Annotated in this window: 23 protein-coding genes and 1 tRNA gene; 6 read left to right on the forward strand and 18 right to left on the reverse strand. The window is 51.2% G+C overall.

Annotated features, from left to right (window positions below; translation table 11 throughout):
* Positions 1-13 precede the first annotated feature (13 nt).
* From BN98_RS07980 to BN98_RS05485, 6 genes are read right to left on the reverse strand one after another with little or no spacing between them, the layout of a single operon-like run.
* The gene (locus tag BN98_RS07980) at positions 14-811 is read right to left on the reverse strand and encodes a DNA polymerase III subunit delta' (RefSeq protein ID WP_019190453.1); all 798 of its coding nucleotides are present in this window, start codon (positions 809-811) and stop codon (positions 14-16) included.
* A complete protein-coding gene (locus tag BN98_RS05465; RefSeq protein WP_019190454.1) occupies positions 808-1,134 on the reverse strand; it encodes a cyclic-di-AMP receptor in 327 nt (108 codons plus the stop codon). Before BN98_RS05465 ends, BN98_RS07980 begins: the two co-directional genes overlap by 4 nt.
* Positions 1,131-1,772 (reverse strand): dTMP kinase, encoded by a 642-nt coding sequence (gene tmk, locus BN98_RS05470; RefSeq protein WP_019190455.1) that lies wholly within the window; start codon positions 1,770-1,772, stop codon positions 1,131-1,133. The genes BN98_RS05465 and tmk overlap by 4 nt, the downstream gene beginning before the upstream one ends.
* Complete coding sequence (gene nadE, locus BN98_RS05475) at positions 1,772-3,616, reverse strand: NAD(+) synthase (protein ID WP_195891110.1); 1,845 nt, start codon at positions 3,614-3,616, stop codon at positions 1,772-1,774. Before nadE ends, tmk begins: the two co-directional genes overlap by 1 nt.
* Before the next feature lie 16 nt (positions 3,617-3,632).
* Positions 3,633-4,367 carry an SH3 domain-containing protein gene (locus BN98_RS05480; RefSeq protein ID WP_019190457.1) on the reverse strand — a complete coding sequence of 245 codons (735 nt, stop codon included), beginning with the start codon at positions 4,365-4,367 and terminating at the stop codon, positions 3,633-3,635.
* A 26-nt stretch (positions 4,368-4,393) separates the two neighbouring features.
* Positions 4,394-5,482 carry a 6-phosphofructokinase gene (locus BN98_RS05485; protein ID WP_019190458.1) on the reverse strand — a complete coding sequence of 363 codons (1,089 nt, stop codon included), beginning with the start codon at positions 5,480-5,482 and terminating at the stop codon, positions 4,394-4,396.
* A gap of 131 nt (positions 5,483-5,613) precedes the next feature.
* On the opposite strand from BN98_RS05485, the gene BN98_RS05490 reads away from it, so the two are divergent.
* Positions 5,614-7,806: an alpha-amylase family glycosyl hydrolase gene (locus tag BN98_RS05490; RefSeq protein WP_019190459.1), complete on the forward strand. Its 2,193-nt coding sequence runs from the start codon at positions 5,614-5,616 to the stop codon at positions 7,804-7,806.
* Positions 7,807-7,947: 141 nt separating this feature from the next.
* Here BN98_RS05490 and BN98_RS05495 read toward each other — a convergent pair whose 3' ends face one another.
* Together BN98_RS05495 and BN98_RS05500 are read right to left on the reverse strand one after the other, a co-directional pair.
* Positions 7,948-9,339, reverse strand: a complete 1,392-nt coding sequence (locus tag BN98_RS05495; RefSeq protein ID WP_019190460.1) for a GntP family permease — start codon at positions 9,337-9,339, stop codon at positions 7,948-7,950.
* Between the two features lie 13 nt (positions 9,340-9,352).
* Positions 9,353-10,579: a glycerate kinase type-2 family protein gene (locus tag BN98_RS05500; protein ID WP_019190461.1), complete on the reverse strand. Its 1,227-nt coding sequence runs from the start codon at positions 10,577-10,579 to the stop codon at positions 9,353-9,355.
* A 162-nt stretch (positions 10,580-10,741) separates the two neighbouring features.
* Between BN98_RS05500 and BN98_RS05505 the strand changes: the two genes are divergently transcribed.
* Entirely contained in the window at positions 10,742-12,025 is a 1,284-nt protein-coding gene (locus BN98_RS05505) for a DUF3825 domain-containing protein (protein ID WP_019190462.1), read from the forward strand.
* On the opposite strand, the gene BN98_RS05510 is transcribed toward BN98_RS05505, so the two are convergent.
* From BN98_RS05510 to BN98_RS05525, 4 genes are all read right to left on the reverse strand, one after another.
* On the reverse strand, positions 11,986-13,413 hold the full coding sequence (locus tag BN98_RS05510) for an MATE family efflux transporter (protein ID WP_084765317.1): 1,428 nt from the start codon (positions 13,411-13,413) through the stop codon (positions 11,986-11,988). The genes BN98_RS05505 and BN98_RS05510 overlap by 40 nt on opposite strands.
* A 13-nt stretch (positions 13,414-13,426) precedes the next feature.
* Complete coding sequence (locus tag BN98_RS05515; RefSeq protein ID WP_019190464.1) at positions 13,427-13,744, reverse strand: Asp23/Gls24 family envelope stress response protein; 318 nt, start codon at positions 13,742-13,744, stop codon at positions 13,427-13,429.
* The gene (locus BN98_RS05520; RefSeq protein ID WP_019190465.1) at positions 13,741-14,427 is read right to left on the reverse strand and encodes an HAD family hydrolase; all 687 of its coding nucleotides are present in this window, start codon (positions 14,425-14,427) and stop codon (positions 13,741-13,743) included. Before BN98_RS05520 ends, BN98_RS05515 begins: the two co-directional genes overlap by 4 nt.
* A 167-nt stretch (positions 14,428-14,594) precedes the next feature.
* Positions 14,595-15,548, reverse strand: a complete 954-nt coding sequence (locus BN98_RS05525; protein WP_019190466.1) for a hydroxyacid dehydrogenase — start codon at positions 15,546-15,548, stop codon at positions 14,595-14,597.
* A gap of 269 nt (positions 15,549-15,817) precedes the next feature.
* Here BN98_RS05525 and BN98_RS05530 point away from each other — a divergent pair, with 269 nt between their 5' ends.
* The 4 genes from BN98_RS05530 to BN98_RS05545 all read left to right on the forward strand — a co-directional run bounded on the left by BN98_RS05530 (position 15,818) and on the right by BN98_RS05545 (position 20,396).
* Positions 15,818-16,591 carry a DUF1287 domain-containing protein gene (locus BN98_RS05530; protein WP_019190467.1) on the forward strand — a complete coding sequence of 258 codons (774 nt, stop codon included), beginning with the start codon at positions 15,818-15,820 and terminating at the stop codon, positions 16,589-16,591.
* Positions 16,592-16,727: 136 nt separating this feature from the next.
* A tRNA-Ser gene (locus tag BN98_RS05535) sits at positions 16,728-16,815 on the forward strand.
* A 381-nt stretch (positions 16,816-17,196) separates the two neighbouring features.
* Positions 17,197-19,116 carry an acyl-CoA dehydrogenase family protein gene (locus BN98_RS08200; RefSeq protein ID WP_019190468.1) on the forward strand — a complete coding sequence of 640 codons (1,920 nt, stop codon included), beginning with the start codon at positions 17,197-17,199 and terminating at the stop codon, positions 19,114-19,116.
* A 71-nt stretch (positions 19,117-19,187) separates the two neighbouring features.
* Positions 19,188-20,396: an FprA family A-type flavoprotein gene (locus BN98_RS05545; RefSeq protein ID WP_019190469.1), complete on the forward strand. Its 1,209-nt coding sequence runs from the start codon at positions 19,188-19,190 to the stop codon at positions 20,394-20,396.
* A gap of 132 nt (positions 20,397-20,528) precedes the next feature.
* Here the strand turns inward: BN98_RS05545 and mnmA are convergent, their stop codons facing one another.
* The 6 genes from mnmA to BN98_RS08745 all read right to left on the reverse strand — a co-directional run bounded on the left by mnmA (position 20,529) and on the right by BN98_RS08745 (position 26,461).
* Positions 20,529-21,629 carry a tRNA 2-thiouridine(34) synthase MnmA gene (gene mnmA / locus BN98_RS05550; RefSeq protein ID WP_019190470.1) on the reverse strand — a complete coding sequence of 367 codons (1,101 nt, stop codon included), beginning with the start codon at positions 21,627-21,629 and terminating at the stop codon, positions 20,529-20,531.
* A 2-nt stretch (positions 21,630-21,631) separates the two neighbouring features.
* Positions 21,632-22,813, reverse strand: a complete 1,182-nt coding sequence (locus BN98_RS05555; RefSeq protein ID WP_019190471.1) for a cysteine desulfurase family protein — start codon at positions 22,811-22,813, stop codon at positions 21,632-21,634.
* A 115-nt stretch (positions 22,814-22,928) separates the two neighbouring features.
* Positions 22,929-23,579, reverse strand: a complete 651-nt coding sequence (locus tag BN98_RS05560) for a 50S ribosomal protein L25 (protein ID WP_019190472.1) — start codon at positions 23,577-23,579, stop codon at positions 22,929-22,931.
* Positions 23,580-23,673: 94 nt separating this feature from the next.
* Positions 23,674-24,096: an FMN-binding protein gene (locus BN98_RS05565; protein ID WP_019190473.1), complete on the reverse strand. Its 423-nt coding sequence runs from the start codon at positions 24,094-24,096 to the stop codon at positions 23,674-23,676.
* Positions 24,093-25,829, reverse strand: coding sequence for a transcription termination factor Rho (gene rho, locus BN98_RS05570; RefSeq protein WP_019190474.1), 1,737 nt, complete (start codon positions 25,827-25,829; stop codon positions 24,093-24,095). Before rho ends, BN98_RS05565 begins: the two co-directional genes overlap by 4 nt.
* 464 nt (positions 25,830-26,293) lie before the next feature.
* Complete coding sequence (locus tag BN98_RS08745) at positions 26,294-26,461, reverse strand: integrase core domain-containing protein (protein ID WP_420804957.1); 168 nt, start codon at positions 26,459-26,461, stop codon at positions 26,294-26,296.
* Between the last annotated feature and the right edge of the window lie 8 nt (positions 26,462-26,469).

The raw sequence follows: 26,469 nt of genomic DNA on the forward strand, positions 1-26,469 counted from the left end.
TTCTATGCAACATCTATGAATTCACGGAATTGCTTCCGAGATGCAAAAAAAAGTGCTCCCATGCCATGGGCATGTTGATATTCACATCCAACAGCCCCCGCAATTGTTCTGTCTGCTCGATGGCCAGACAAATCTGTGAAAACGAGACTTCCTGACACAGCGCTTTGCAATGCGCCCGTCGTCGTGGGTCTGCGGATACAAAACTTTGTATACTTTTATATTGTAGCATATTTTGCAGAATCTCTGTGATAGCGGATAGCGTCTCTGTTTTTTTATCCACCCAGGGACTCAACGTCTCCCGACGATCAAAAACAACCGCCCCTTCGCCCGCAAAGCTCTTGCGCAACAGTTGAAACAACGCCTCCTCTTCCTCCGGGGAAAGAGAAATCTTGTCCTGTCGGGCACGCGACAAATGTATCAAACGGCAGCGCGAACGAATCGTGGGCAACAGTTTATGGTAATTTTCCGCGACTAAAATCCAAACAATGTAAGAAGGCGGCTCTTCCAACGATTTTAACAGGGCATTTTGTGCCTCTTCACGCAGAAGATCCGCATAATTCAAAAGAAGTACACGATACGCGCTCTCAAGCGGTCTCTGGTACATACCGGCCGTCAGCTCCCGTACCATAGCGATGGGAACCTTCTCATCCGGAACTTCCCTAAAATCACGCAACGCTTCGAGGGGAGTGGCCTCGTCTTGAGGCATCAGAATCCCGCGCGCCAAGCGGCGCGCTTCTCGAAGCGCTATGTCTCGCTCGCCTTCGATGAGATAGGCGTGCGACAGTTCCGATAGTTTTGCCGTGCTACTCATAAACGATACATCTGATCGATGTCCAGCTGGAATACCGTAGCACCGCCAACTTCAATCTCAATGGGAATTGAGGAATACGAGCTCGGATCAATCTGCGGGCTCATCATGGGCGCAATGGTCTTGCGGCGAGAGCAATTGCGGCGAATGATATCCAACGCATCATGCACCTGAACTTCTTCTACGCCCAAGAGCAGCGTGGTATTGCCGCTTTTCAAAAATCCGCCGGTGGACGGCAGACGAGTAACGCGGAACTGATTCTCAACGAGGTCCTCCGTTAAGGGCGCTGCGTCGCTGTCTTGAACGATACATACTAATAGTTTCATCGCGTGGCTCCTTTTTGCCACCGTGCGTGGCTTTTTTCAATCGCCTGCCAAGTCGCTTCGATGACGGCTTCCGCAGGCTTCGAGGCGTCAATTCGTACAACATGCGGCATCATAGGGATGGCTTGTTGATATCCATTATAAACTTTTTGAAAAAAAGCGTCACCTGCTTCTTCCAATCGATCTTTTTTTGCCGTTTCGGCCTTACGCCGTAACACGGTCACCGGATCTACATCCAAGAAAAGCGTCAAATCCGGCATTAGTCCGCCCGTTGCATAGCGATTGATTTCTGCCACGGCGGGTAGACCGAGGCCACGTGCTGCGCCCTGATAGGCCAATGAACTTAATACAAAGCGATCGGTCAGAACGATGGCGCCCTTTTCCAGTGCCGGAAGCACTACCTCTTCGACATGTTGGGCACGAGAAGCCGCATAGAGCAAGGCCTCCGTCATGGCGGTCATTTCACCGTTCATAGGGTCCAGCAGCAAGGTGCGAATCTTCTCCGCAATGGGCGGACCGCCCGGTTCGCGCGTATAGAGCACCTCTATGCCCGCTTTGTCAAAATGGTTGCGAATGCCGTTTAATACCGTCGTTTTGCCGGAGCCATCCGATCCTTCTAAGGCAATAAAGAGTCCCCGCATTACGCTTCTCCCTCTTCCGCTAACTGCTCGACTTCCCTAAGCCATGCGTTGGCACGTACATCCGATGGCATCTCCCAGCCTCCGCGCGGCGAAAGGGAAAGAATGCCAATATCCACACCGTCCGTCATCACCGATCGCTTGAATTGGCTGGCAAAGAAGCGCTCAAAGAGACGATGCATAACCCATAGCAAGGTTTTTCGATCGTATCGTCCCGCGAACGCTTTTTCTCCCAGCGTCAACAGCTTTTCCGGTTCATAGCGATACCGCAGGAAATAATATAGATAGAAATCGTGGATCTCGTATGGGCCGATCAGATCTTCCGTTTTCTGCGCAATTTCCCCTTCCCGGCCAGGTAAAAGTTCCGGCGATATCGGTGTGCGCAAGATATCTTCCAGAATCGGCCGCAGGGTCGGCAAACGCTTTGCTTCATAACGGACAAGCGCCTGTGCCATAGTTTTAGCTATGGCGCCGTTCACATTAAACATGGACATGTGATCCCCGTTATAGGTGGACCAGCCCAGCGCACTTTCCGAGAAATCACCGGTCCCCACATGCAGCCCGCCGTGCAGATTAGCCAAATCCATCAAAATCTGAGTGCGTTCGCGTGCCTGCGCATTTTCAAACGCCACCGAATGGTCTCCCTTCGGCAAACCGATATCTTGAAAATGCTGTGTCAGCACTTCCGTCAGTGAAATCTCCCGAAAATCACAGCCGCTGCTTTCCCCCAGGGCAGAAGCATTGCTGCGCGTACGCTTGCCCGTGCCGAATGCCGGCATGCTGACCAAATGAATGCCCTTTATGTCCCAATTTTCCAAGGCGAAGGTCCGTAGCGATACCAACATTGCCAAGGTAGAGTCCAACCCGCCGGAAAGGCCGATCCATACCTGATTCGTATGCACATGCCGCATACGACGCGCTAAGGCGCGCGCCTGTATCTGCAACACCTCTTCACACGCTTCGTCCGTTTTGGCCACCATGGGTGCCGCATCCACGGCGCACCACGCCGCTTCACGCCGCGGTGTCATGGGTAACGTCTCAACGTCCTCTTCTTCCTCGACTTCCACGCCTCGTGCTTCCAACGCTTGGTGACGCGTGCCTTCCAGGCGGTCCAAATCCATATCGGCATAGAGGGTAAAGAGACCTTCTGCCTCTGCCGGTATGCCATCCGCAAGAAGCGTATGGCTACCCAGCGTGCCACCTTTAGCAAGCAGCATTCCGCTTTCCGTAAGTAGCCGATCTCCGCCGTAGAGGGCATCCAAGCCTGTTTCATTTTCTCCCGCCGAGGCTAACGCAATACCAAAGCCGCGTGCCGAGAGCGCCTTCACCTGTTTTGTCAGCGCCGAAGCTTTTCCCATGCCGGCCGGTAAAGCCGCCGGGATCAATACCAGATCCACGCCGTTTTCCTGCCAGATATCCCAGGGCGTACCCGATTCCAGGTCTTCTGCCTCCGCCACCGTACAGCGGCACAACAGCGATCCGTCATAGCGATTCACGAGGGTAAAATCAGAGGTCTCGAACACCATCCCGTTCTGCACGATTACGATCGCTTCATAAACCGCCCCATTGGCGCGACGCGGCAAGCTTAAAACGAGGGCAGGGTGTTTTTTCTTGGTGGCTTCCCCAATTTCTTCCAGGGCCTCCTCCGCTGCCAACAGCAACGTCGGCGCATCATATAAATCCCCAAGCGTGGCTCCCGTCAAAGCAAACGCCGGGAACACCACCACATCCGCTTCTTTCGTCTCCGCTTCCTCTAATACTTGTATAATTTCCTTCGCATTCGCCTGCGGATCGCCGGCGTGAAGCGGCGGAACCGCTGTGGCAGTGCGCACCCATCCTCGCATCATTGCCCCTTTCCCATTCTCAGTTCTGCTTATTGCTGAGGGCATAGGCGTAAATCCAGCCCTCTTTCGTGGTGCCGTCTTTTTTCGTGATGGGACCCTGTACCCAAACGGCGTCATCTACCATCTTGGCCTTTTTTACCACGATTTTTTCGCCGGGATCCACGTTAAAGATCACGGAATTTTGCGTCCCGCCGTCGCTGCGTACATTGGCATCGTCCTCGACTAAAAATGTCTTACCAACCCAAGAATCCGGATCCCGGTAATCCGCATCCCCTTCCACTAAAGGTTTCGGCACACTGTCCGAGGAGCTCTCCTGTGCTTTTTTAGCGGGCCCCGAATCGGCAGCGGACTCCGATGCTCGCGCCACTTCCGAAGCGGAAGATTCCGCTGTGCTTTTTTCTTTCGGCTTTCCCATGGCGCCGATGAAAATCGTCGCCATGAACCAAATCAATACCAATAAAAACACGACGGTGGCCGCTGTGACCATCACACGGGAAAAACCGCCACTCGGTATGACACCCTGCTGACCGCTTCCTCTTTTGGGCGATGGCGCACCGGCACTTCCTCCGTTACGATGCTGCACCTGAACCTTGCGATGCCGCCGCTGGTCTTCCGCTTCTGTTTTGCGAATCCACGCATCCACGGCAACATGGTTATTCTTTGTTTGACTTGCATTCTCCGGGGTGGCACGACGCACAGCCATTCGTCTTGTTTCGTCTTTGCCAACCGAGGACGTATGCTTCTTATCCGGCATACGATCCCTCCTTTTCTCTATCACGTTTAATCATCATCTTCCGAGCCGAAGCTGATGCCCACAGCACGAGCTTCCTGAATCAGAGGATGATCTGCCGGCACGGTCTTCAGGCGACCAGCCGTTTCCTCCAAAGGAATGGTTGTGGTTGCTCCATTTTTGAACACCACCAACACGCCAAACTTCCCATCTTTTACGGCCTTTGCGCCAGCGGCGCCGCAACGTGTCGCAATGAGACGGTCATACGGCGTCGGCGATCCGCCGCGTTGCATATGCCCCGGCACGGTGACGCGCACCTCGGCTTGGATGGATTTTTCAATTTCTTGTGCCAGATGATAAGCCGCGGAGTTGGTGTCACGTTCCGACAAGGCCTTTTTATAATCTTTCTTACTCATGGCCGCTTCTTCTACCGACTTGGCGCCTTCTGCCACAGCAATAATGGTAAATTTATGATCCTGACTGCGGCGACGGGCAATTCCACGGCAAATGGCATCGACAGAATAGGGAATCTCCGGTAATAAAATTATATCCGCTCCGCCGGCAATACCGGCGTAAAGGGTGAGCCAGCCCACTTTGTGTCCCATGATTTCTACAATAAAAACGCGGCTGTGTGATGCTGCCGTGGTATGTACGCAATCAATGGCGTAAGTAGCCACGTCCAGCGCGGAATGGAAACCGAAGGTGAGGTCCGTGCCATAGAGATCGTTATCGATGGTCTTGGGCAGAGCCACTACATTCAAGCCATTTTCCGCCAGCAACTGTGCGGATTTAATCGAACCGTTGCCGCCCAACACAACGAGGGCATCCAGTTTCAAACGGTTGTAGGTGCCTTTCATCAGTTCGACTTTATCCATTCCGTTTTCATCCGGCTCGGACATATACTTAAAGCTTTGACGGCTTGTCCCCAAAATGGTGCCACCGCGCGTCAATAAACCGGAAAACTGATCCGGTGTCATTTCAATATATTCGTTATACATTAAGCCCCAATAGCCATTCACGAAGCCGTAAATGCACGTATCCGGCTCTTGGCGATACATTGCCTTGGCAAATCCTCGCATCGTGGCATTGAGACTTTGACAATCTCCGCCGCTGGTTAAAATACCGATTCTTTTTCTCATTGTTCCCTCCGTCTGTCAGTCCTGATTCGTTGCTATTTTATCATAGCCCCTATTGAAATTCGACCGTAACCGCGTAGCGGTCGTGTTATACTGAAGGCAGATATCTGTCGGATGGTGCGGAAGGAGACGTTATGGCAAACGATTTGAGTCACAAGCGCTTTGAAGAGCGACGAGAAGCCGCCATTGAAGCGATTCTAGACATTGATCCTTGGCTGAGCAACTATCGAAACGACCTGAAGCTTCGTATGGATAATCTGGAAACGAAGCGTCGTTTACTGTTAGGTAAAGAGGGAACGTTGTCCGATTTTGCCAACGGACATCACTACTATGGTTTCCATCGGACGGAAACCGGCTGGGTGTACCGCGAATGGGCGCCCTCCGCACATCTGCTTTTTTTAGTGGGCGATTTCAACAATTGGCAACGCTACACCCACCCCCTCCATCGCAATGAACACGGCGATTGGGAAATTTATCTCGAAGGACATGATGCTTTAAAACATGGCCAACGCATCAAAGTCATGGTGCAATACGATTACGGCGATCATTTCAAAATCCCTCTGTACTGCCATCGTGTGGTCCAAGAGGTCCATGCAGATGGTTCCATCGATTGGATGGGTGTCATTTGGGATCCGGAAACGCCGTATGAATGGCATGACGCCGATTTTCGCCCGGTCAAGGCCGCCCCGCTGATCTACGAGGCTCATGTGGGCATCGCACAAGAAGAGGGCGTGATCAGTTCGTTCCGTCAATTCGTGGAATATACCCTGCCGAAAATCAAGGAAGCCGGTTATAATGCGGTGCAGCTGATGGCCATCATGCAACACCCCTATTACGCCAGCTTCGGCTACCATGTCTCCAATTTCTTTGCGGTCTCCAGCTGGTTTGGTACACCCGATGACTTCAAATACCTTGTGGACTCCGCGCATCAGATGGGCCTTTCGGTCTATATGGATCTGGTGCATTCACACGCCGTAAAGAACACCGAAGAAGGCATCAATCAATTTGACGGAACGCAGGAGCAATTTTTCCTCCCCGGCGATGCCGGCTATCACACGGCTTGGGATTCTATGTGCTTTGATTACGGTAAACCTGCCGTCATGCATTTCCTGCTCTCCAATCTGAAGTATTGGCTGGAGGAATTCCATCTGGACGGTTTCCGCTTTGACGGCATCACTTCCATGCTTTTCAACGACCATGGCCTTGGCACCAATTTTGACAGCTATGCAAAGTATTTCTCCATGAATACCAATATCGACGCGGTCTCCTATCTGACGCTGGCCACCTCTCTCGTTCACGAATTAAAACCCGAGGCGGTACTCATTGCCGAGGATATGAGCGGCATGCCCGGTCTCTGCCTGCCGCCGGAGGAATGTGGCATCGGCTTTGATTATCGTTTGGCGTTGGGCATTCCGGATCTTTGGATCAAGCTCATGCAAACCGACGATCACGATTGGTCCATGCATAAAATTTATTTCGAACTGACCACGCGCCGTCCGAAAGAGAAAAAAATTGCTTATGCCGAAGGGCACGACCAGGCGCTGGTCGGTGATAAGACCCTCTTTTTCTGGTTGGCGGACGAGCAGGCCTACTGGCATATGCGCAAATCCGATGACAATTACATCATCGATCGCGCCATCGCGCTGCATAAGATGATCCGTTTCATCACCCTTACTACAGGCCAGGACGGCTATCTCAACTTCATGGGCAATGAATTCGGCCATCCGGAATGGATTGATTTCCCGCGCCAAGAAAATGACTGGAGTTTCCACTACGCCCGTCGCCAATGGCATCTGATGCTCGACGAAGACTTGAAATACAGCTATCTCGCACGCTTTGACCGCGACATGCTGGATATTGCCAAACAGGAGAAGCTGGCAGGCGCGCAAGGGATGCAGTACATTCGCATCTATGAGGATCGCAAGATCATCGTCTATCGCAAAAATAATCTGCTCTTCGTCTACAACTTCCATCCGGAAAACTCGTACGAGAGCCTGCGCTTCCCGACCAATGAAAAAGGCGCTTACCGTGTCATTTTCAACAGCGATCGCCCGGAATATGGTGGTTTCGATCGGATTGTCGAAGACATCGTCTACCGCACCGAGCCGATGGACGATATCGACTGGGATGAAGGGCTGACGCTCTACGTGCCGAGTCGTACCTGTCTTGTTCTGAAGAAACTCTCTGACAAGGAAACGCGCGCCCTCGACCTTAACGTCGAAGATACCGACGTTCCCACTGCCGAAGAAGAGCAGGCCGCCGTGGACCAAATGGTGCGTGCGGAACAAATGGCCCGGGAAGCCCTGAAAGAAAAGAAAAAGGGCTGAGTTAACGCCCCCTTCCTTAAAGAAAAATAGCGAAGTTTCAACACGCTTGCGTCGAAACTTCGCTATTTTTGTTTTCGTTTAGCAGGGATGGCCTTTTCGTTCAGCCCTGACGGACGGCATCTAGTCTTTTGCGACTATCCATTACAGCAATACCAAACTCATCAGCCAGACGCCTAAGATACCGCAGAGACCTTCTATCAGGGTAACGGTGGTCTGTGTCTTATAACCGTCTTGCGGGGTCAGTGCACCAAAGTTGGTCACCACCCAGAAGTAAGAGTCGTTGGCGTGTGAAACGGTCATAGCACCTGCACCGATTGCCATAACGACCAGGGCGGAACCGACGGAGCCGGAGAAGCCAAGGACCGACAGGAGCGGTGCGACAATGCCTGCAGAGGTGGTAATAGCAACGGTGGACGAGCCCTGGGCCGTCTTAAGAATTGCCGCCAGCAGGAACGGGAAGAAAATACCGATTTTCTCAAATACCGTGGCATTGTCTGCAATGAAGGTCACGAGATTGGTGTTCGCAATGACGGTGCCTAAGACACCACCGGCGGCCGTTACAAACAGAATTGGACCGGAGGTTTTTAAGCAATCATCGATAATGCTGTAGAGTTCGCTGCCTTTTTTACGCTGTACCAGAAGTCCAATACCGAAAAGCATACCAACGGCAAGGGCAATAATCGGGGTACCCAGGAAGCGGAAGATCATGTTCGGAGCACCGGTCCATTTTAAGATAGCAGCAATGTTCGACATTGCCATCAGGAGTACCGGTACAATAATGGGCGCTAAAGAGGCGAAGCCGCCGGGCATTGTGCCATAGGAAGCAACAATTTCTTCGTAGGTTTTAACAATTTCATCCGAATTGACGTCATCTTCGGCGGTCACTTTTTTACCGATATAGTTTGCGTAAAAATAGGCGCCTATGAGAGCGGGAATGGAGGCTAAAACACCAAGCCCCATCACTAAAAGCAATTCATTGCCTACGCCAAGTGTGTTCGCAGCGGCAATCGGACCGGGTGTCGGCGGAATAAAAACGTGTGATGCATAAAGGCCAGAGGACAAGCCGACCGTCATGGCCACCGAAGAGGCACCGGTGAGCTTGACCATCGCTTTTCGAATCGGGTTCAAAATGACAAAGCCGGAATCACAAAAGACCGGAATGGATACAACCCAGCCCATGAGCTGAATTGCTAATACCGGATGTTTGGGGCCGACTACTTTGACCACCATATCGGCCAATTTAATGGCTGCACCAGTACGCTCCAGTAAAGAGCCTACGATGGTACCAAAAATGATAACAATACCGATGCTGGTAAACGTTCCGGCAAAGCCTGCACCTATGACGGTTGCTATGCCTTTCTTAACAACCTCGCCATCCGCCTTGACATCATTAAGAGGGATCCCTCCGATAATACCTAAGACAAATGAAACCGCCAAAATAGCCAGGAAAGGATGAATTTTAAGTTTGCTGATCATGAAGATCATGACGGCGATCGCAATGACAAAAGCGATTAATAAAGATACTCCTGACATAATTGTCTCCTTCTTATTCCATTAAAATGACCGAAACGTCATTGACGTTCGTCCCTGTAGGACCGGTTTTCAACAAACCGCCCACTTTTTCCAACGCATGGTAGGCATCGTTATTTTGTAGGACGTCATAAATCTTAATTCCCTGTTCCTGCAAACGCGCTTTTGTGCTGCCGTCCACAAAGCCGCCAGCGGCATCAGTAGGACCGTCGGTACCATCGCTGCCAAAGCTGAACAAAGCAACACCGGGAAGACCTGCTATTTTTTCCGCCGCCGCCAAGGCCAGTTCTTGATTTCGACCGCCGAGGCCCTTCCCCTTGAGCTGCACCACGGTTTCCCCGCCGGCGATAATGGCCTGACGCTGCCCTTGTTTGTGACGTGTTATAGCAATGGAGCCCAAAAAAGAACCGGCTTCTGCCGCCTGGCAATCCATCACGTCCGTAAGAATCTCAGCCGAATAGCCCAAATCCTCACATGCCTTTGCCGCAGCGCGACAAAGTTCACTGACGCTACCTGTGATCACCGTCTCCACATTGCTCAGATGCTTCGGCGTTTCATGACCCAAAGCCTCCAACGCTTCTGCGGAAAAAGACCATCCGTATTTTTCCACCAGCGCCAGCGCTTCAGCACTTGTGGAAGAATCGGGAACGGTTGGCCCGGAGGCAATCATGTCCAACGGATCGCCAATGATATCGCTGAGAACAATACTAAACACATTGGCCGGGGCACAGAGCGCTGCGAATCGGCCGCCTTTCACGAGCGACAGGTGTTTACGCACGGTATTCATCTCCCGTATATCCGCCCCCGAAGCCAGCATTTGACGCGTGATGTTCTGCAGTTCTTCCCCAGTCACCATCGGTTGTTCGAAGAGAGCTGATCCGCCGCCGGAAAGAAGCAAAAGCAACGTGTCCCCTTCCTCCAGATCCTGCACCAATGCCATAGCCTCGCGAGTAGCGCGAAACGAATTTTCGTCGGGTACCGGATGGCCGGCTTCACGATAGCTGATACGCGGCAGGGGCTTTCCCGCATGCCCGTACTTAGTGATGACCAATCCGCGCTCCAGACGATCGCCCAACTGTTCCACAGCTTCTTCCGCCATACAGGAAGCTGCTTTTCCGACAGCCAGTAAGCGCAACCTTCCTTTCCCGAAAGATTTTGTTTGCAGGGCACGCGCCACCGCCTTATCCGGCAGCACGGCGTGAATCGTTTGCTGCATAATTTTCAGTGCGTTATCCCATAACATAAAGCCCCCTTTGAAAACGATATCTACCGTTTTTATTATACCAAAATCCGCCAAAAAGCTCCCCTAGATAATGCGTAAATGTTAGAATAGATTTGGAAATTTCTATAAAACGTTATAATATTTATAAAAATTAAACATGATGAAAAGAAAGGACGAATTGGCTTGGATTACTCATATTTCAACGATGCACCGGATTATGGTGCGGCGGATTCCCTGGCACAACTCCTGAAAAAAGCGCAACCGGAGGCAGGACGCTGGATTCTACCGGAACGCTTAATGCCATTTCTGCCGGAGGAGGGCGAACTACAGGGAAAGTCGCCGACAGAATTATTCGAATTGTTTGAAAACTATCCCGACTTCTTTGAGTGTAAAGAGCGCGACGAAGATGGCCTGACGCTGCGTTTCGTCCGGTTAAAAAGTTATGTGGCTCATGAAGTACAGGCCACCGATGATAAGCGTTATCCCATGCCCAAAATGCGCCTGACGGATTGGGCTTTTATCCACTATAAAAAATTTGAAGAACTGGCAAACCTGGCCTTGCCTGAAAAATGGTATTACGGCAATACGGCTCCGAAAGGCGATCCGGTACCGCTGTTAAAAAATTATTTGAATTACACTTTCCAGCGATTGGTATGGGAAAATAAAGTATTGATCTCTCCGCCGTCTACATCGCCACAAGATACCTACGCTGCCTTTAATACAGGTCTGGTGGATCGTAAATATGACGATATCTATGCGTTGTTCAAACAAAATACGCGCTACGAATCCCAATATTGGTATCTTTTAGGTTTTGTGATTGCCGGTGAAGACATCGGTAAAACGCTGGTACGCGTCTTCAATCCTCTGCCGATGCGTGCCGATTATTTCGAAAATAAAGTCGAAAATATGCTCTACGACAGTGCCACCGGAGATCTCTCCTGTGACTACACGCACATCATTGTGGAACGCACGCGTCGCTTACCCTTGGCCTTCTTGGAGGATAATCTGTCGCGCGACATGATGGAAATAGACGGTATGACACTGCAGGAAGCCTATAAAGCACCTCCGTTTAAGCAGAAGGCGTTCTTTGAGAAACTCGGGCATCGCATCGAATCCAACCAACGCGTATTCAATCGCTTAAAAAATCGCTTCGAAGACGCGGTGAATCTGGCCTTGAAGCGCGTGCAATGGAATTATAAAACCGCCATTCCCATGTATAACCCGCGGACGAATAGAGGCTCTTTGTTATTGCCCCTCGCACTCGTGGATGAAAAACTCGTGGATCTGGCGCTCGTGGTGGTACGCCATCTTTCAGGCTCGTACCAGGGTGAAACCATTCTGCCTCTCTATCTTGCCTACAGCAATTCCCGCTTAGTGTCCCGCCCCGACAGCGACTGGCTCAATACCGACAGCATCGCTACGCTCTCTTATGACGACAGTGACAGCGATGACGAAGAAGAGTATTGACGGTGCAAGCGGAATAACAAATAACCGATGACAAGGCCTTTTGCCAGGCTGGTCATACTCATGACAAACCAAATCCCATATGCGCCCCAACGCTGCATGAACAAAAAGCCCAACGGGATGCGCAGGAGATTGAAAACGACTGAGTTGACCGCCGGTGGAAGGCTTTTTCCAAATGCATTAAAGCAAGCCGTGGATGACGTTTCAAAGGCAATAAACGGCTCGGACCAGGCAAAGATGAAGAGATACGCGCCGCCCATGGCGATGGCCTCTTCCTGGCCCGGCACAAATAAGGAAAAGAGCGGACGGCCGAAGCCGATGAAAAGGAGCATGATGACGGTTCCGATCGCCGTCATAAATAGAATGCCCGTGCGCATAATATCGCTAACGCGCTTTTTTTGTGCCTCTCCGCCCTTCTCTATCGCACCGATGTTTTGCGCCGCCATAGACGTTAAGGCTGCCCCGAAGCCGTCGGCCGTCATCCAGTTCAGGCTTTCCATTTGGGAGCCCAGCGTGGTAACCGCCACAGCGGCCGCACCAATGCCGGCCAACATACGACTTAACAATAAATTGATGATACAAAACGTGCCGATCAAAAGCGTCACCGGCACCCCGATATGCACCACACGCTGCGCCACATCCTTTTTCATGGGCGCAAGCCAGCGCATGCGATCCAAGAGAGACGTCGGATTCTGGGCGAAGGTGTTTTTCTGCCCTAAGCGATGCGCCGCACGACGGAACAGGAAAAACACCGCCACTTGAGAAAGCGTTGTGGCCCATGCCGCGCCATCCACTCCCCACGCAGGAAACGGCCCAACGCCGGCAATGAGTAACGGATCCAGCACGACGTTTAACAACAGGCCCAAAAAATTAATGCGAAAGGCACTGACTGAATCGCCAAAGCTCTGAAACGCCTGTGAATAGGAAAAGTGCATCATTTTAAAGGCCATACCGATAAACACAATGCGTCCGTAACGCATCGCAATGGACGAAATGGTCGGTCCCAAGGCATAAAAGCGCACAAAAAGCGGCAAAAAAAGCTGGGCAATAAACGAAAACGCCGCTGCCGCGCAAAGTGCTACCTGAAAGCCCGTGGATAAAATATGCGCTAATTCCTCTTCTTTTTTACCGGCACCGTATCCTTGCGCCGTCACGACGCCCAAGCCGGTACGAACGCCCGTAGCAATGGCATCACCCATCCAGGTGACAAAGCTAATCATGCCAATGCCGGCTACGGCGTCCTCGGTAGCCACCTGCCCGACCCAAAACAGATCGGTCAGCGTATAGAGCGTCGTAAACAGCGATGTCATCACAAAAGGAGCCGCAAACCGCAAGAGCAGCGGCAAAATCGGCCCCTTCAATAAATTTAGTGGTTTTCTCTTCGTTTGCATCGTTTGTTACTCGTCAGATGACATGAACATCCACGCGTTTGCAGTTAAGACCTAAAATGGCTTCCACTTCCAGCCGTATCGCTTCCTGCACCTCTTTGACCACGTCGATAATGATGCTGTTTTTGTCCACAATAATGGACAATTCAGTAGACAAGTCGCCATTTTCCGTTTCCGTGATGATGGACTTGTCATACCCGTGGCGCAAAGCACCGGTGGATGCATCAAAGCCGCGTACTTCCAGCACGCCGTCCACTTCAGCGGCACGAATGGCTATCATCTGATCAATTACGCGGTTGGCTACGAGGCAACGTCCGCCTTCAAATTGTTTCATTGTTCGTCCTCCAAAGCATGGTTCAGGCCAAGTTCATCAGCCCATTCTTTTGTGCGTAAATCCGCAAAGGAATAATAAAATTCATCGGCCGTCATGCGCAGGGCATCTTCATCCTGCGGATAGCCGTCATCGGCAATGCCGACCGTATGGCACCCCAATTCGCCGGCGGCACGTAATGCCAGTAGCGCATCATCAAAGAGCACCATTTCGTCGGGTGACACGCCAAAACGTTCCGCTGCGATCGCAAAAAACTTCGCATTGCTTTTATCGATATTGTTGTCGGAAGAGCTGAGCACAAAGTCAAAATACGGTCGTAAACGCGTCGTATCCAATGCCAACTCACACAATTCCCCCGGCGTGGCAGAACCCACCGCCATCGGAATACCCAGCTGTTGCAATACTTGGAGCATTTCCCGCACGCCTTCTTTCGGCTCTACCGTAGTTGCATAAAATTGCTCCATGCGTTCCAGGGCATTGCTACGCATCTGTGCCGCATCCAACTCCAGCTGCAGGTGATCGTTCAAATATTCCACGACGCCTTGTGAACCGGACGTCAGCAGCAATTCGTAATCCACATCGCGTGCATCCACGCCCTGGTCTTCCAGATAACTGACCTCTGCGTCATACCACGCCCGTTGTGAATCCAGCAGCGTACCGTCCATATCAAATAAGATTGCCTTCATGCGCCCTCCTGCCTTTTCGATGGCAATGCCATCGAAACTTTCTCTCAGTATATCATAGCATTTCCACACAAAAAAAGGACTTGACCGAAGCCAAGTCCTTTTACTTCTTATTGTCGCCACACGCGATAGCCGTCTTTTTCCCGACAACCGCAATAGCAAACGGATTTTTACAGCTTAATCTGTCCCTTCAGCTCTTTGCCGTTGAAGAAGTTGATGATGTTCTCGGCTGCCATCGTGCAGACCGCCGATTCACATTCATTCGTCTTCACCGCAAAGTGCGGGGTCAACACAACGCGCTCATGTTTGAACAGCGGGCTGTTCGGATCGCAGGGTTCCGTTTCCGTCACATCCAAGCCGGCACCAAAGATCTTGTCTTCGTCCAAAGCACGAATCAATGCTTCTTCATCAACGATCGGACCACGTGCGCAGTTAAGCAAAATAGCCGATTTCTTCATCACATCAAACTGATGATCACTGATCATATGACGCGTTTCATCTGTCAGCATCAAGTGCAGGGTGACATAATCCGCAACCTTCAAAACATCATCGACATCGTCCACATAGGTGACGCGTGCATCATCGCGTTTGACATACGGATCATAGACAACCACTTTCATGCCAAATCCGTTTATGCAGATATCAGCAATGGCGCGACCGATGCGTCCATAGCCCAAAATACCCAAGGTCTTTCCCTGAATGGAGTAGCCCATCGGCGTATTGGAACGAGCCGCCCAGCTCTCTGCTTTATAGCGACGCGAGGATTGCGCAATCTGCAGCGAAATGGTCATCATCAGACCGACGGTAAATTCGGCAACTGCTTGGCCGTTAGCGCCCGGCGTAGTGGTCAGGGTGATTCCCTTTTCCTTCAGTAAAGCCAGCGGATAGTTGTCATAACCGACACCATGATTGGAGATAATCTTCAAATTTTTGGCAGCTTTGATAGCTTCTTCCGGAATCTCGGCAATGCGAATCAGCGCAGCATCAATGTCTTTGAATTCTTCGACCAGGGTTTCCGAATCCGTCAAGCTCTTAATTTTGCTCCATACTACCTCATAGCCGGCATCTTCCAACTTCTTTATTCCGTCCGGATGGACTTTTTCCGTTACCAAAACTTTCGTCATTTTGCTCCCCTTTCTGAAAGCTTCCTGCTCTTGCCCTTCCAGCAAAAATGAATTTTGCGTAAAAAAACGCCCCTTCGATTGGACGCTTCACAGCACTTTAAAGGTACCATGTACCCCTTGTATTGTCAAACGTTATCCCATTGAAAAGTCCCCCCTTCCGTTCTCCCAAATATCTCAACTCAATATTAATAAATAAACAATTATTTTAGTGAATTATGCGTTATAATGAAGTAGGATCGTTCCAGCGAAAGAAGCGAAAGAAGGCGCCTATGAAACGCATCGCAAAACCCTCCCCCATTATCCGTTCCACGCCGCAGCGTCATGCCGAACGAGCGCATCACAGTTCGGAAGATCCCGGGCCTGCCCCCAGAAAACTTCTCTTTCCTCTCCTCTTTATCGTTCTTCTTGCGGGGACGTTTGCCATACAGCTGCTGGCACATGCCGAAAGCCCCTCCTTCCGTCCCGCACAGCGCACTTTTCATCGCCTGCCCGATCGCTATGCAAAATCCATTCAGCCCTTTCACAGTTCCTGCGATCGCGACCGCGATGGTATCGATGATCAAACGGACATTCTGCAGGGTGCCCTGCGCTATCTCTCCACAAATCCCCGCTATCAAAGCCGCAACTATCCGACCGGATATCCCGATGATGCGTGCGGCATCTGTACCGATGTGATCGCTTTCGCCCTCCGCGACGCCGGTTATGATCTTCTTTCCCTGATGCGCGAAGATATTCGTTCATCGCCATCGTCCTACCCCTTTGCAACGCCTGGGTCGTCCATCGACTTTCGCCGCGTTCAAAATCAGCATGCTTTTTTGGCGCGTCACGCCATCTCTAAAACACTGGATCTTCATCAGCTTGACGATTGGCAGGGCGGCGATATCGTCATCTTTGAAGGCCATATCGGCATCGTGTCCGATCGCCGCAACGCCCGCGGCATCCCTTATCTCCTGCACCACGCTTCCTCCGATCAGGCCAACTATGAAGAAGACCTACTCGAAAAGCGCAACGACATCATCGGGCATTATCGGATGACGGAGTAAAAAAAGCACTGCTATTTAACCTTTCTCATATTTAAAGAGAAATGTGCTTTCTCGACTGACAAAACGGTAAGGCCGCCTTTTCAAGTGCCCTTGCGTCTTTTCATGCTTTCATGTAGAATAGTCGGGTACAACGCATGGAGAAGTATCGAAGTGGTCATAACGGGGCTGACTCGAAATCAGTTTGTCTCTTTCGGGACACGTGGGTTCGAATCCCACCTTCTCCGTCTAAATCAAAGAAGGCTTTCAAGCCTTCTTTTTTTATTGCCTTTTTGGGCCTTAGCTTTCATCTCTCAAAGTCCGTGAAAACTGATACGATTTCCTGCTAGGAATGGGTATAGGGACATTGGTCGAGTAAGCCTTGTCGGAACGAAGAATGAAATGGGCAGAAAACAGCCGTTCATTGCGGCTTTGTGTCCAAATGGAGTGCTGTGAGCGTTCATTTTCAGACGTTTTAATTCCGAGGATTTTCATAGTAATTAGTTGCAAGGTGCTCGCCGTTGCATTAAAATGTGGGAGAAGTGCAACCGATGCACGTAAAGAAAAGGGCGTGTGTCGAACGTGAAAACGTTTTGCATTGATGGAGGAAAGGTTATAAAGGAGGAAGTATGGGATATCAGCTGACACAGGAACACGAAGCGCTCCGTAAGATCGTTCGTGATTTTGCGGAAAAAGAAGTTAAGCCGATTGCTTTCCGTCTGGATCAGGGTGAGGAATTTCCTGAAGAGATTGTAAAGCACATGGGTGAGATGGGATTGTTAGGCATTCCGTATGAGAAGAAATATGGTGGCCAAGGCTTAGATGCTACAAGCTATGCCATAACCGTGGAAGAGCTGTCGCGTGTGGACGGCGGCGTCGGCGTTATTTGCTCGGCACATACTTCCTTGGGATCCTGGCCAATCTGGGCTTTCGGTACGGAAGAACAGAAACAAAAATACTTAGTTCCCCTAGCAAAGGGTGAAAAAATCGGTGCTTTCGGTTTAACGGAAGAGCACGCCGGTTCGGATGCCAGCGGCACGGAAACAACCGCCGTACTGGAAGGCGATCATTACGTATTAAACGGCGGAAAGATCTTTATTACCAACGGTCAGCGTGCCGATACGTATGTTATTTTCGCAGTCACCAGCCCGGAAAAAGGAACGCACGGCATCAGTGCTTTCATCGTTGAAAAAGACTATGAAGGATTCTCTTTCCCGACACAGTACGATAAATTGGGCATTCGTTCATCGCTGACGTCGGAATTGAAATTCAAGAACGTCATCGTTCCGAAGGAAAACTTGCTGGGCAAAGAAGGCGAAGGCTTTAAGATTGCTATGGCAACGTTGGATGGTGGCCGTATTGGTATTGCTTCCCAGGCGCTGGGTATTGCGCAGGGCGCTTTTGAAGCAACCGTCAATTACACACGTGAACGTATCCAGTTCGGACAGCCGATTGCGGCAAACCAGGGCGTAAGCTTTAAGATTGCGGATATGGCTACACGTATTGAGGCTTCTCGTCACCTGATCTATCAGGCAGCGGAACTCAAGACGAATCATGGCAAGTATACAAAGGAAGCGGCCATGGCCAAGATGTTCGCTTCGGATACAGCCATGTGGGTAACTACGGAAGCGTTGCAGCTGCATGGCGGCAACGGCTTCATTAAGGGCATTGATGTAGAACGTATGTTCCGTGATGCGAAGATCACACAGATCTACGAAGGCACGAATGAAATCATGCGCGTCGTTATTGCCGGTCAGATCATCGGTCGTGTCGGACGCAAGAGAAAAGCAGCGGCCATTGCCGATACGGGCAAGCCGGGCGCTATCACCGGACCGCGTAAGAACATTATGTTCGAGGGAACGCCGGAAGAACAGGTGAAACAGTTGGTCGAAGCCTTGAAGAAAGATGGCTACGCATTTGATACGACGGTGGACACTTTCGCTCCGGTGGACGAAGTGGAACGTCTGGTCTCTGTCGGCCAAGGTATCGGACCGAAGGAGAATATGAAGGTAGCCGAAGAATTGGCCAAGGCCGTCGGCGCAGCTATTTCCAGCTCCCGTCCGGTAGCAGAAACGCTGGGCTATCTGCCGATCGAACGCTATGTTGGTATGTCCGGTCAGAAATTCAAGGGCAACCTCTACTTTGCCATGGGTATTTCCGGTGCTGGCCAGCATCTGCGCGGCATCAAAGAAGCTGCCACCATCGTTGCGGTGAATACAGATGAAGCTGCTCCGATCTTTGCGAATGCGGACTATGGCATCGTCGGCGATGTAATGGAAATCATGCCGCTCTTGACAAAGGCTCTGGATCAGGGTCAGGAACGTCATCCGGCACAAGACTTTGAGAAGAAAAAACGCAACGTCCCGCAGGAACCGCGTACAAAATCCGGTATCCACGTCTGCAACGGCTGCGGCAATGAATATGATCCGGCAAAGGGCGATCTGGAAAGTGGCATCGCACCGGGAACGCCGTTTGATCAGCTTCCGGACACCTATCTGTGCCCGAAGTGCGGTGACCCGAAGAGCGGCTTCATTTCGATTGAACAGTAACAAGAGAAAAACCGCGTGTTAAACCCGCACAGAAGAGAAAAGCACATAGAGAAAGGTGAAGGAGGATTTGCATGGCAAATGTTCGTGAAGTCGTAAAAGATTTGTATTGGATCGGTGTGAACGATCACCGTACCGATATTTTTGAGAGAATTCATCCGATTCCGGAAGGCGTAAGTTACAACTCCTATGTCCTGTTGGATGAAAAAACAGTGTTGTTTGATACGGTTGATTTCGAATTTGCACCGTATTTCTTGGACAACCTGGACCATGTCCTGAATGGACGTCCGTTGGACTACATCATCATCAATCACTGGGAGCCGGACCATGCGTCGACATTCCAGGAAGTCATTCTGCGTCACCCGGAAGCCACCGTTATTTCGACGGAAAAAGGCTTCTACTTCATGACACAGTTCAACTATCATTGCGAAAAACGTATCACGGTAGGCACTGGCGATACCTTCAGCTCCGGCAAACACAACTTTGCGTTTGTCCAGATGCCGATGGTGCACTGGCCGGAACCGATGGCAACCTTGGATACTACAAACGGCGTCCTCTTCAGTGCTGACGCTTTTGGTTCCTTCAAGGCTCTTGACGGACATCTGTTTGATGACGAAGTCGACTGGGATCGCGATTGGCTCGAACCCGGACGCCGCTATCTGACCAACATCGTTGGTAAATACGGTGCCTACGTACAAGCTGTTTTGAAGGTTGCCGCTACGCTGCCGATCAAGATTCTCTGCCCGTTGCACGGTGTGATTTGGAGAAAGAACCTCGGCTACATCCTGGACAAATACGACAAATGGTCCAGCTACACGCCGGAAGATAACGGTGTCATGATCGTCTACGGATCGATGTATGGCAACACCGAACAGGTGGCTCTGAAATTGGCCTCGGAAATCGTCCAGCGCGGTGTCACGGACGTAACCGTTTGGGATGTATCCAATACGCATATGTCCTACCTGATTTCGGAAGCATTCCGTGTCGGCCACATCATCCTGGCATCCCCGACCTACAACCTGGGCGTCTATCCGCCGATGAAGAACTTCCTGAACGACATGGTCGCGTTGAACATGCAGAATCGTACCGTCGGCATCATCGAAAACGGTACATGGGCTCCGACCTCCGGTGCCGAAATGAAGAAGATCTTGGATCAGATGTTCAACATCTTCTATCTGGATGCCGAAGTTTCGTTCATGTCCTCACCGGATGACACTACGGACAAAGAAGTGGCTGCTTTGGCTGACGCTGTGGTTGCCTCCATTGAGAAGCAAGCGGAATAAGCGAACGTCATCCGTTAAACAGAACTATAAAAACAAAAAGACCGTACCGAACATTGTTCGGTACGGTCTCTTTTTATGCTCTCTAAACAGGTGCCGCCGCTATCTCATTACATATCTGACTTGGCGCATTGCTTATTTCGTGTGCCGTAAGACTTGAACAATGGTCCCGCCACCCAATACGTTCTCCCCCTGATACGCCACGGCAGCCTGTCCGGGTGCTATCGCGCGTTGAGGAACATCAAAAACAACGCGCAAGGTGTTCTCCCCCTCGCCATCCGCAGCGGGAAGGGGAAAGAGCGTGGCTGGCTGATCTTTCGCATTATAGCGAATCTTTACCGTTGCGCGAACGGGTGTTTCGGACACGGAAGAAATCCAATTCCAATCCGCCGCCAAAAGGCCATCTGCCATGAGTTGTTCTTGACCGCCCACTTTGACCAGGTTTTTCGTCATATCTTTATCATAGACATAGAGGGGCTCTTTTGCCGCAATGCCCAAGCCGCGTCGTTGTCCGATAGTGTAGCCCACCGCCCCGCGATGTCTGCCGCGTACGTTACCTTCGGCATCCACTAAATCGCCGGGGGCATAGTGTTTCCCCGTATAGCGTTCCAGAAACGCCACATAATCGCCATCCGGCACAAAACAAATATCCTGGGAATCGTGTTTTCGGGCATTGATGAGATGATGCGCTTCGGCAATCTCCCGTACCTTTGTTTTTTCATACTCGCCCACAGGAAGCAAAGTACGGGACAACACATCCTGTCCGAAGGAATAGAGCGCGTAGGTTTGATCCTTATGAGCGTCCAAGCCGCGTTTCAGAACGAATCGTTCTCCTTCCTGGGCGACACGCGCATAATGTCCTGTTGCAATGTAATCGCAATCCAGCTCGTCGGCACGTTTTAATAAATGATCGAATTTAAGATAGTGATTGCAATCGATACAGGGGTTCGGCGTCCAGCCTTTCTCGTAATACTGCACAAATTTCTGGATGACTTTTTCGTCAAACTCCGGTGAAAAATCGAAGACATAGTATTCCATGCCCAACGAATACGCCACATGGCGTGCATCTTCCACGTCGTCCAAACTGCAACAGGTGTGACGGGGATTGGCCACCATAGCATTTTCGTAAAGACGCATGGTGACGCCGACACACTCATAGCCTTGTTCCTGCAGCAATACCGCAGCAACGCTGGAATCCACGCCACCGCTCATTGCTACCAATACGCGCTTTTTCATGCCTATCCTTTCTCGATCACATCTTGAAGCGCCTGCACCGCAAACGCAATGTCTTCTTTCGTGTTTTTCCATCCGAGGGAGAAGCGCAGTGCACCGCGACGCCGCGCTTCCGGCACATCTAGTGCCGCAAGCACATAGCTATCCGTAACGGCACCCGCCTGACAAGCGGAACCGGCAGAGAGCGACAGGCCGCGCCGCCCCAATTGGGCCAGCAATACTTCATGCGACTGCCCCTCCACGGTAATGTGGACGATCCCCGGCAAGCGGTCCGCTTCTTCTACGGTCAGATGCACGCCTTTTATCCTACGCAAGCCTTCTGTCAGCGCATGGCCCAACGCATGCAAGGCTTTTTCTTCCTCTTTTAGGTGAATGCGCGTCCATTCCAACGCCTTTGTCATACCGATAATCCCCGGCACAGGCGTGGTGCCGGCACGCAAGCCGCGTTCCTGTGCACCGCCGCGAATCAGGGGTTCCACCGGAACACCTTGTTTTGCGAAAAGAAGACCGATGCCCTTCGGACCGCCAAATTTGTGGGCAGATAACGAAAGCATGTCCACGCCCCACTCTTGGCAATCCATGGGCAAATGGGGTGCCGCTTGTACGGCATCGGTATGAAATAGGATACGGTCTTTCCCTTCACAGCTACGCACGCACGCGACGAGTTCGGCAATGGGCTGGATGGTGCCTACTTCATTGTTCACCGCCATGATGGATACAAAACAGGTCTGCGGTCGAATGGCTTCGCGCAAAGCGTTCGGCTGAATCAGCCCCGATGGCCCCGGATGCAGGAAGGTGACCTCCGCCAGGTGTTCGCGTTGCAAGAAAAGCAGGGGTTCACGCACCGCCTCATGCTCCATTTCCGTAGCAATGATATGCGGCATGCCGTTCGTTTCTTTTCGTGCATACCCGTAATGCCACCCTGTCCAAACCGCTTGATTATCGGCTTCGCTGGCGCCTGAGGTAATAATGAGCTCTCGGGGCTGGCAATTGAGCAGGAACGCCAAGCTTTCACGCGCCTGCATCACTTCCCAATTGACAGCACTACCCATCGGGTGGACGCTCGCGGGATTGGCAAAGCGCTCTTCCCAATACGGTTGCATGGCTTCCCATACCTCCTGCGGCATGGGAGATGTAGCGGCATAGTCCATGTAGATCGATGGCCTAGGCTCCTTAAAACCGTCCATTTTCCCTCCCTTCTACGCGATCAAAGCCTCCGCAGTAAAATGATACACTCGAAACCAAAAAACGGAGGTAGTTGCCTACCCCCGTCCGATATCGATACCAATATCTCTGTTGCGATTACTCTTCTTCGGCTTCTTCTTTCTCTTTTTCGCCAACAACAGGTACATCGGCTGCACTCGTCTCTTCTTCCGTCTCTTCCGAGATCACTTCTTCCTGCGGTTCGCTCAAAGAAGCCACCGGTTCTTCTTCATTGATGAGAACGGTAACTTTGTCGTTTTTAGCCACATCCAGGTCGGCAACGGTGATCACATCACCGATTTGCATATTCTGTACGTCAACTTCGGCCTGTGCCGGAATATCGCCCGGCAAGCACTCGATTTCGACTTCGTCGAGCATCTGCAGTAATACAGACGGCTGTACACGAATCTCATCACGGTTCACCAATACGACCGGAACCAGCAGACGAATCGCTTCGTCCATGCGAACGCCCTGGAAGTCAATGTGCAGCACTTCATCGCGGAACGGATGTCTCTGCACTTCCTTAATCAATACGGTCTTTTTTTCATTGCCCATATTCAACTCGACCAGACTCGAGGTACCGGCCTTGTTATAAACATGAGCGAACTCCAAATCTTTGACCTGTACCATGTCGTTCTCTGCCCCTTTTTGGTAGATCACGGCCGGAATCAGGCCCTCTGCACGTAATTTATCCACTCGGTTTTTACCCGACACTTCACGCACTTGCGCGTTTAATGTATACTCCGCCATACTTCCTCCTTAAATAAAACACATATAGCGTCATTATAATGCGAAAAGAGGGATTTTTCAACATTTCTGCCGCAAGAAGCCCTCCTTTGGCTCTCTATTGTACCTTTGATGCGGCTTCTGCCGATGCGGAAGACGTTGCTTTCTCATTTGTGGCAGAGCTTTCTTCTCCGGCAGCCTTTGCCAAAGCAGCGCGCAAAGCGTCGCGGAAGCCTTCACTGGTACGCGTGGCACCGGAAATAGTATCTACTTCTGCGGTATTTTTAGTGGTCGCCTGCTCCACCAATTTGTCCAATGCTTTTCCGCCAATCTGCGGTGTTTCCTGGTGTTCTAGGATTTTCATCTCATAAATTTTTCCGCTTTCATCGATGGTAACAGAAAGGCGAATGGGCGTCCCCTTTGCATTTCCCTGGCCGCTACCTTCATACGTGCCGGCTTTCAGCTTTTTCCCCTGTCCGCATCCCGCCATCAGCACGATCAGCGCTGCGGCTAAGCAGAAGAATTGCCCGACTCTTTTCATTCTTCGCTCCTTTCTGTGGGTGTCTTCGCTCGTGATAAAGAAATGGCTTCTCGTTGTGCGAAGCGACGGGTTGCAGGAGAGACTCGGCGCCTTGCCTCGCCGGCAGCAGCAGAGTTGCCTAAAATGACGCGACAAAATTCCTGATTGTTTTCCGTGTTTTTCATCAGCCGCACAAACTGTTCCATCACTGCCGTTTCGTCAGCATTGCGTCCCTGTTTGCGCACTTCCAGCATCGCGTTTTGTTCTTCTTTCGTCAAGAGCAAATCATCGCGACGCGTACCCGACGAGAAAATATCGATGGCGGGGAAAATTCGCATTTCGGACAGATTGCGGGATAAATGCACTTCCATATTTCCCGTCCCCTTGAATTCCTCATAGATCATATCATCCATGCGTGATCCGGTATCTTTCAAGCAGGTGGCCAGGATGGTCAGGCTGCCGGCATCGCGGATGTTACGTGCCGCGCCGAAAAATCTCTTTGGCGGGTACAGCGCCACCGGATCCAGACCGCCGGAAAGCGTACGTCCCGATGGCGACGTGGTAATGTTATACGCACGCGATAAGCGGGTGAGTGAATCCAGCAAAATCATAACATCCTGCCCGCTTTCCACCAATCGCTTAGCACGTTCCAGCAATTCTTCCGCCGTGCGCGTGTGATTCTGCGCCTGCTTATCAAAGGTAGAGGCAACGACTTCCGTACGAATGGAGTCATCGTTCTTACGCATGCGATTGACGCTGTTTTCGAAATCCGTCACTTCCTCCGGCCGTTCATCGATGAGCAGAATAAATAAATACACTTCCGGATACGTCAGCTCTATGGCCTGTGCGATGGATTTCAGCAAGGTGGTCTTACCGGCTTTCGGAGGAGAAACAATAAGGCCGCGTTGTCCGCGTCCCACCGGCGCTACGAGATCCACGATGCGATTGGAAATACCTTCCGGCACCGTCTCCAAGCGCAAGCGTTCATTGGGATAAATCGGGGTAAGATCATCAAATTCCATACGTCGCACATAGCTGGTAGGACTTGTGCCGTTAATGGCATTGATATAAATGATCGGCGCATACTTGTCTTTATCATGTGCATCCCCAACGATGCCTTCCACGATATCGCCGCTCTTCAGATTAAAGCGTTTGATCTGAATGGCCGGCACATAATAGTCCGTACGCGTGCCATCTTCTTTTTCACCGCGCAAAAAGCCATAGCCGTCGGACATGACTTCCAAAACACCGCTGTCCGAAGGCAAATCGCGGCGCGCTTTTTTAGCTGTGTCCGAAGCGGTGTCGTTCGTTTCGTCACATGCGGGTTCTGCACCAGCTGTCTCTTCGACGCAAAACATTTCATCCGATGCTGCATTGCCAGGCAGGCTATCGTCAGATGTCTCCTTTTGGGAAGTGGCGTTGTCGGATGTCGGTTTGTTCTTGGCTGACGCAGAAGTTTTCTTGGCTTTTGCTCTGCCCTTTTTCGCTACCGTTTTCTTGGCTTCCGCCTTGTCGCCTTTCGACGAAACGGCGGATTTCTTGGCGCCTGCCTTATCGCTTTTCGACGGGGTAGCCGCACTCTTGGAAACCGCAGATGCCTTTTCTCCTGACAGACTTTCGTTAGTTTCTCGTGCATCTTGCGCTTCCAGCCAGCCGATTAGCGCATCTTTGCGAAAGGTATATGCCTTTTTTAGCCCGCGTGACTCGGCCAAATCTTTCAATTCTGCTCTCTTCATCGAATAATAATGATCCAAAGGGGTTCCTACCGAAAAAAAAATAAAATGAACGCATAGTCAAATGAGATGCGATTTCTTCATGGCTAGTATACCATGAAACGGAAGCGATACCTAAAGAGAGCGCTATTTTAACGATGATTTTTGGAGAGGCTATACTACAAAAAAGCAAGCGGGCGACGGGGCGGCGGGTGTAGTAACGTGCCGGCGGGTGTGGCGACGTGGCGGCGGGGCAACGCCGGTAGCGCGATGGGCGCCGATTACGGGGCATTTTGCCATTTGGCGATTTTGACCCGTAATCTACGCCTTAACTTTACGGGGCATTTCGCCATTTTGCGATTTTGACCCGTAATCTGTGCCTTAACTTTACGGGACATTTTGCCATTTTGCGATTTTGACCCGTAATCTATGCCTTAACTTTACGGGGCATTTCGCCATTTTGAACTGTCCCCCAAATGGTAGAGTGTAGATTTATCATTTCTACCTCATCCGTAATAAGCCTCGTAAGGGGTTTGGTATCCGTTTGTCGCATGCCTTCTTTCTTTCGCATAGAAGGTCCATACATATTCATAGATTAGCTTCCTTGCTTCGCGAATGGTTTGTGGCATCTTGTAAAGCCATTCGGTTTTCATCTTACCAAAAAAGCTCTCCATCGCTGCAT

The organism is Levyella massiliensis, assembly GCF_000308275.2.
GTDB classification, from domain to species: Bacteria; Bacillota; Clostridia; order Tissierellales; family Peptoniphilaceae; genus Murdochiella; species Murdochiella massiliensis_A.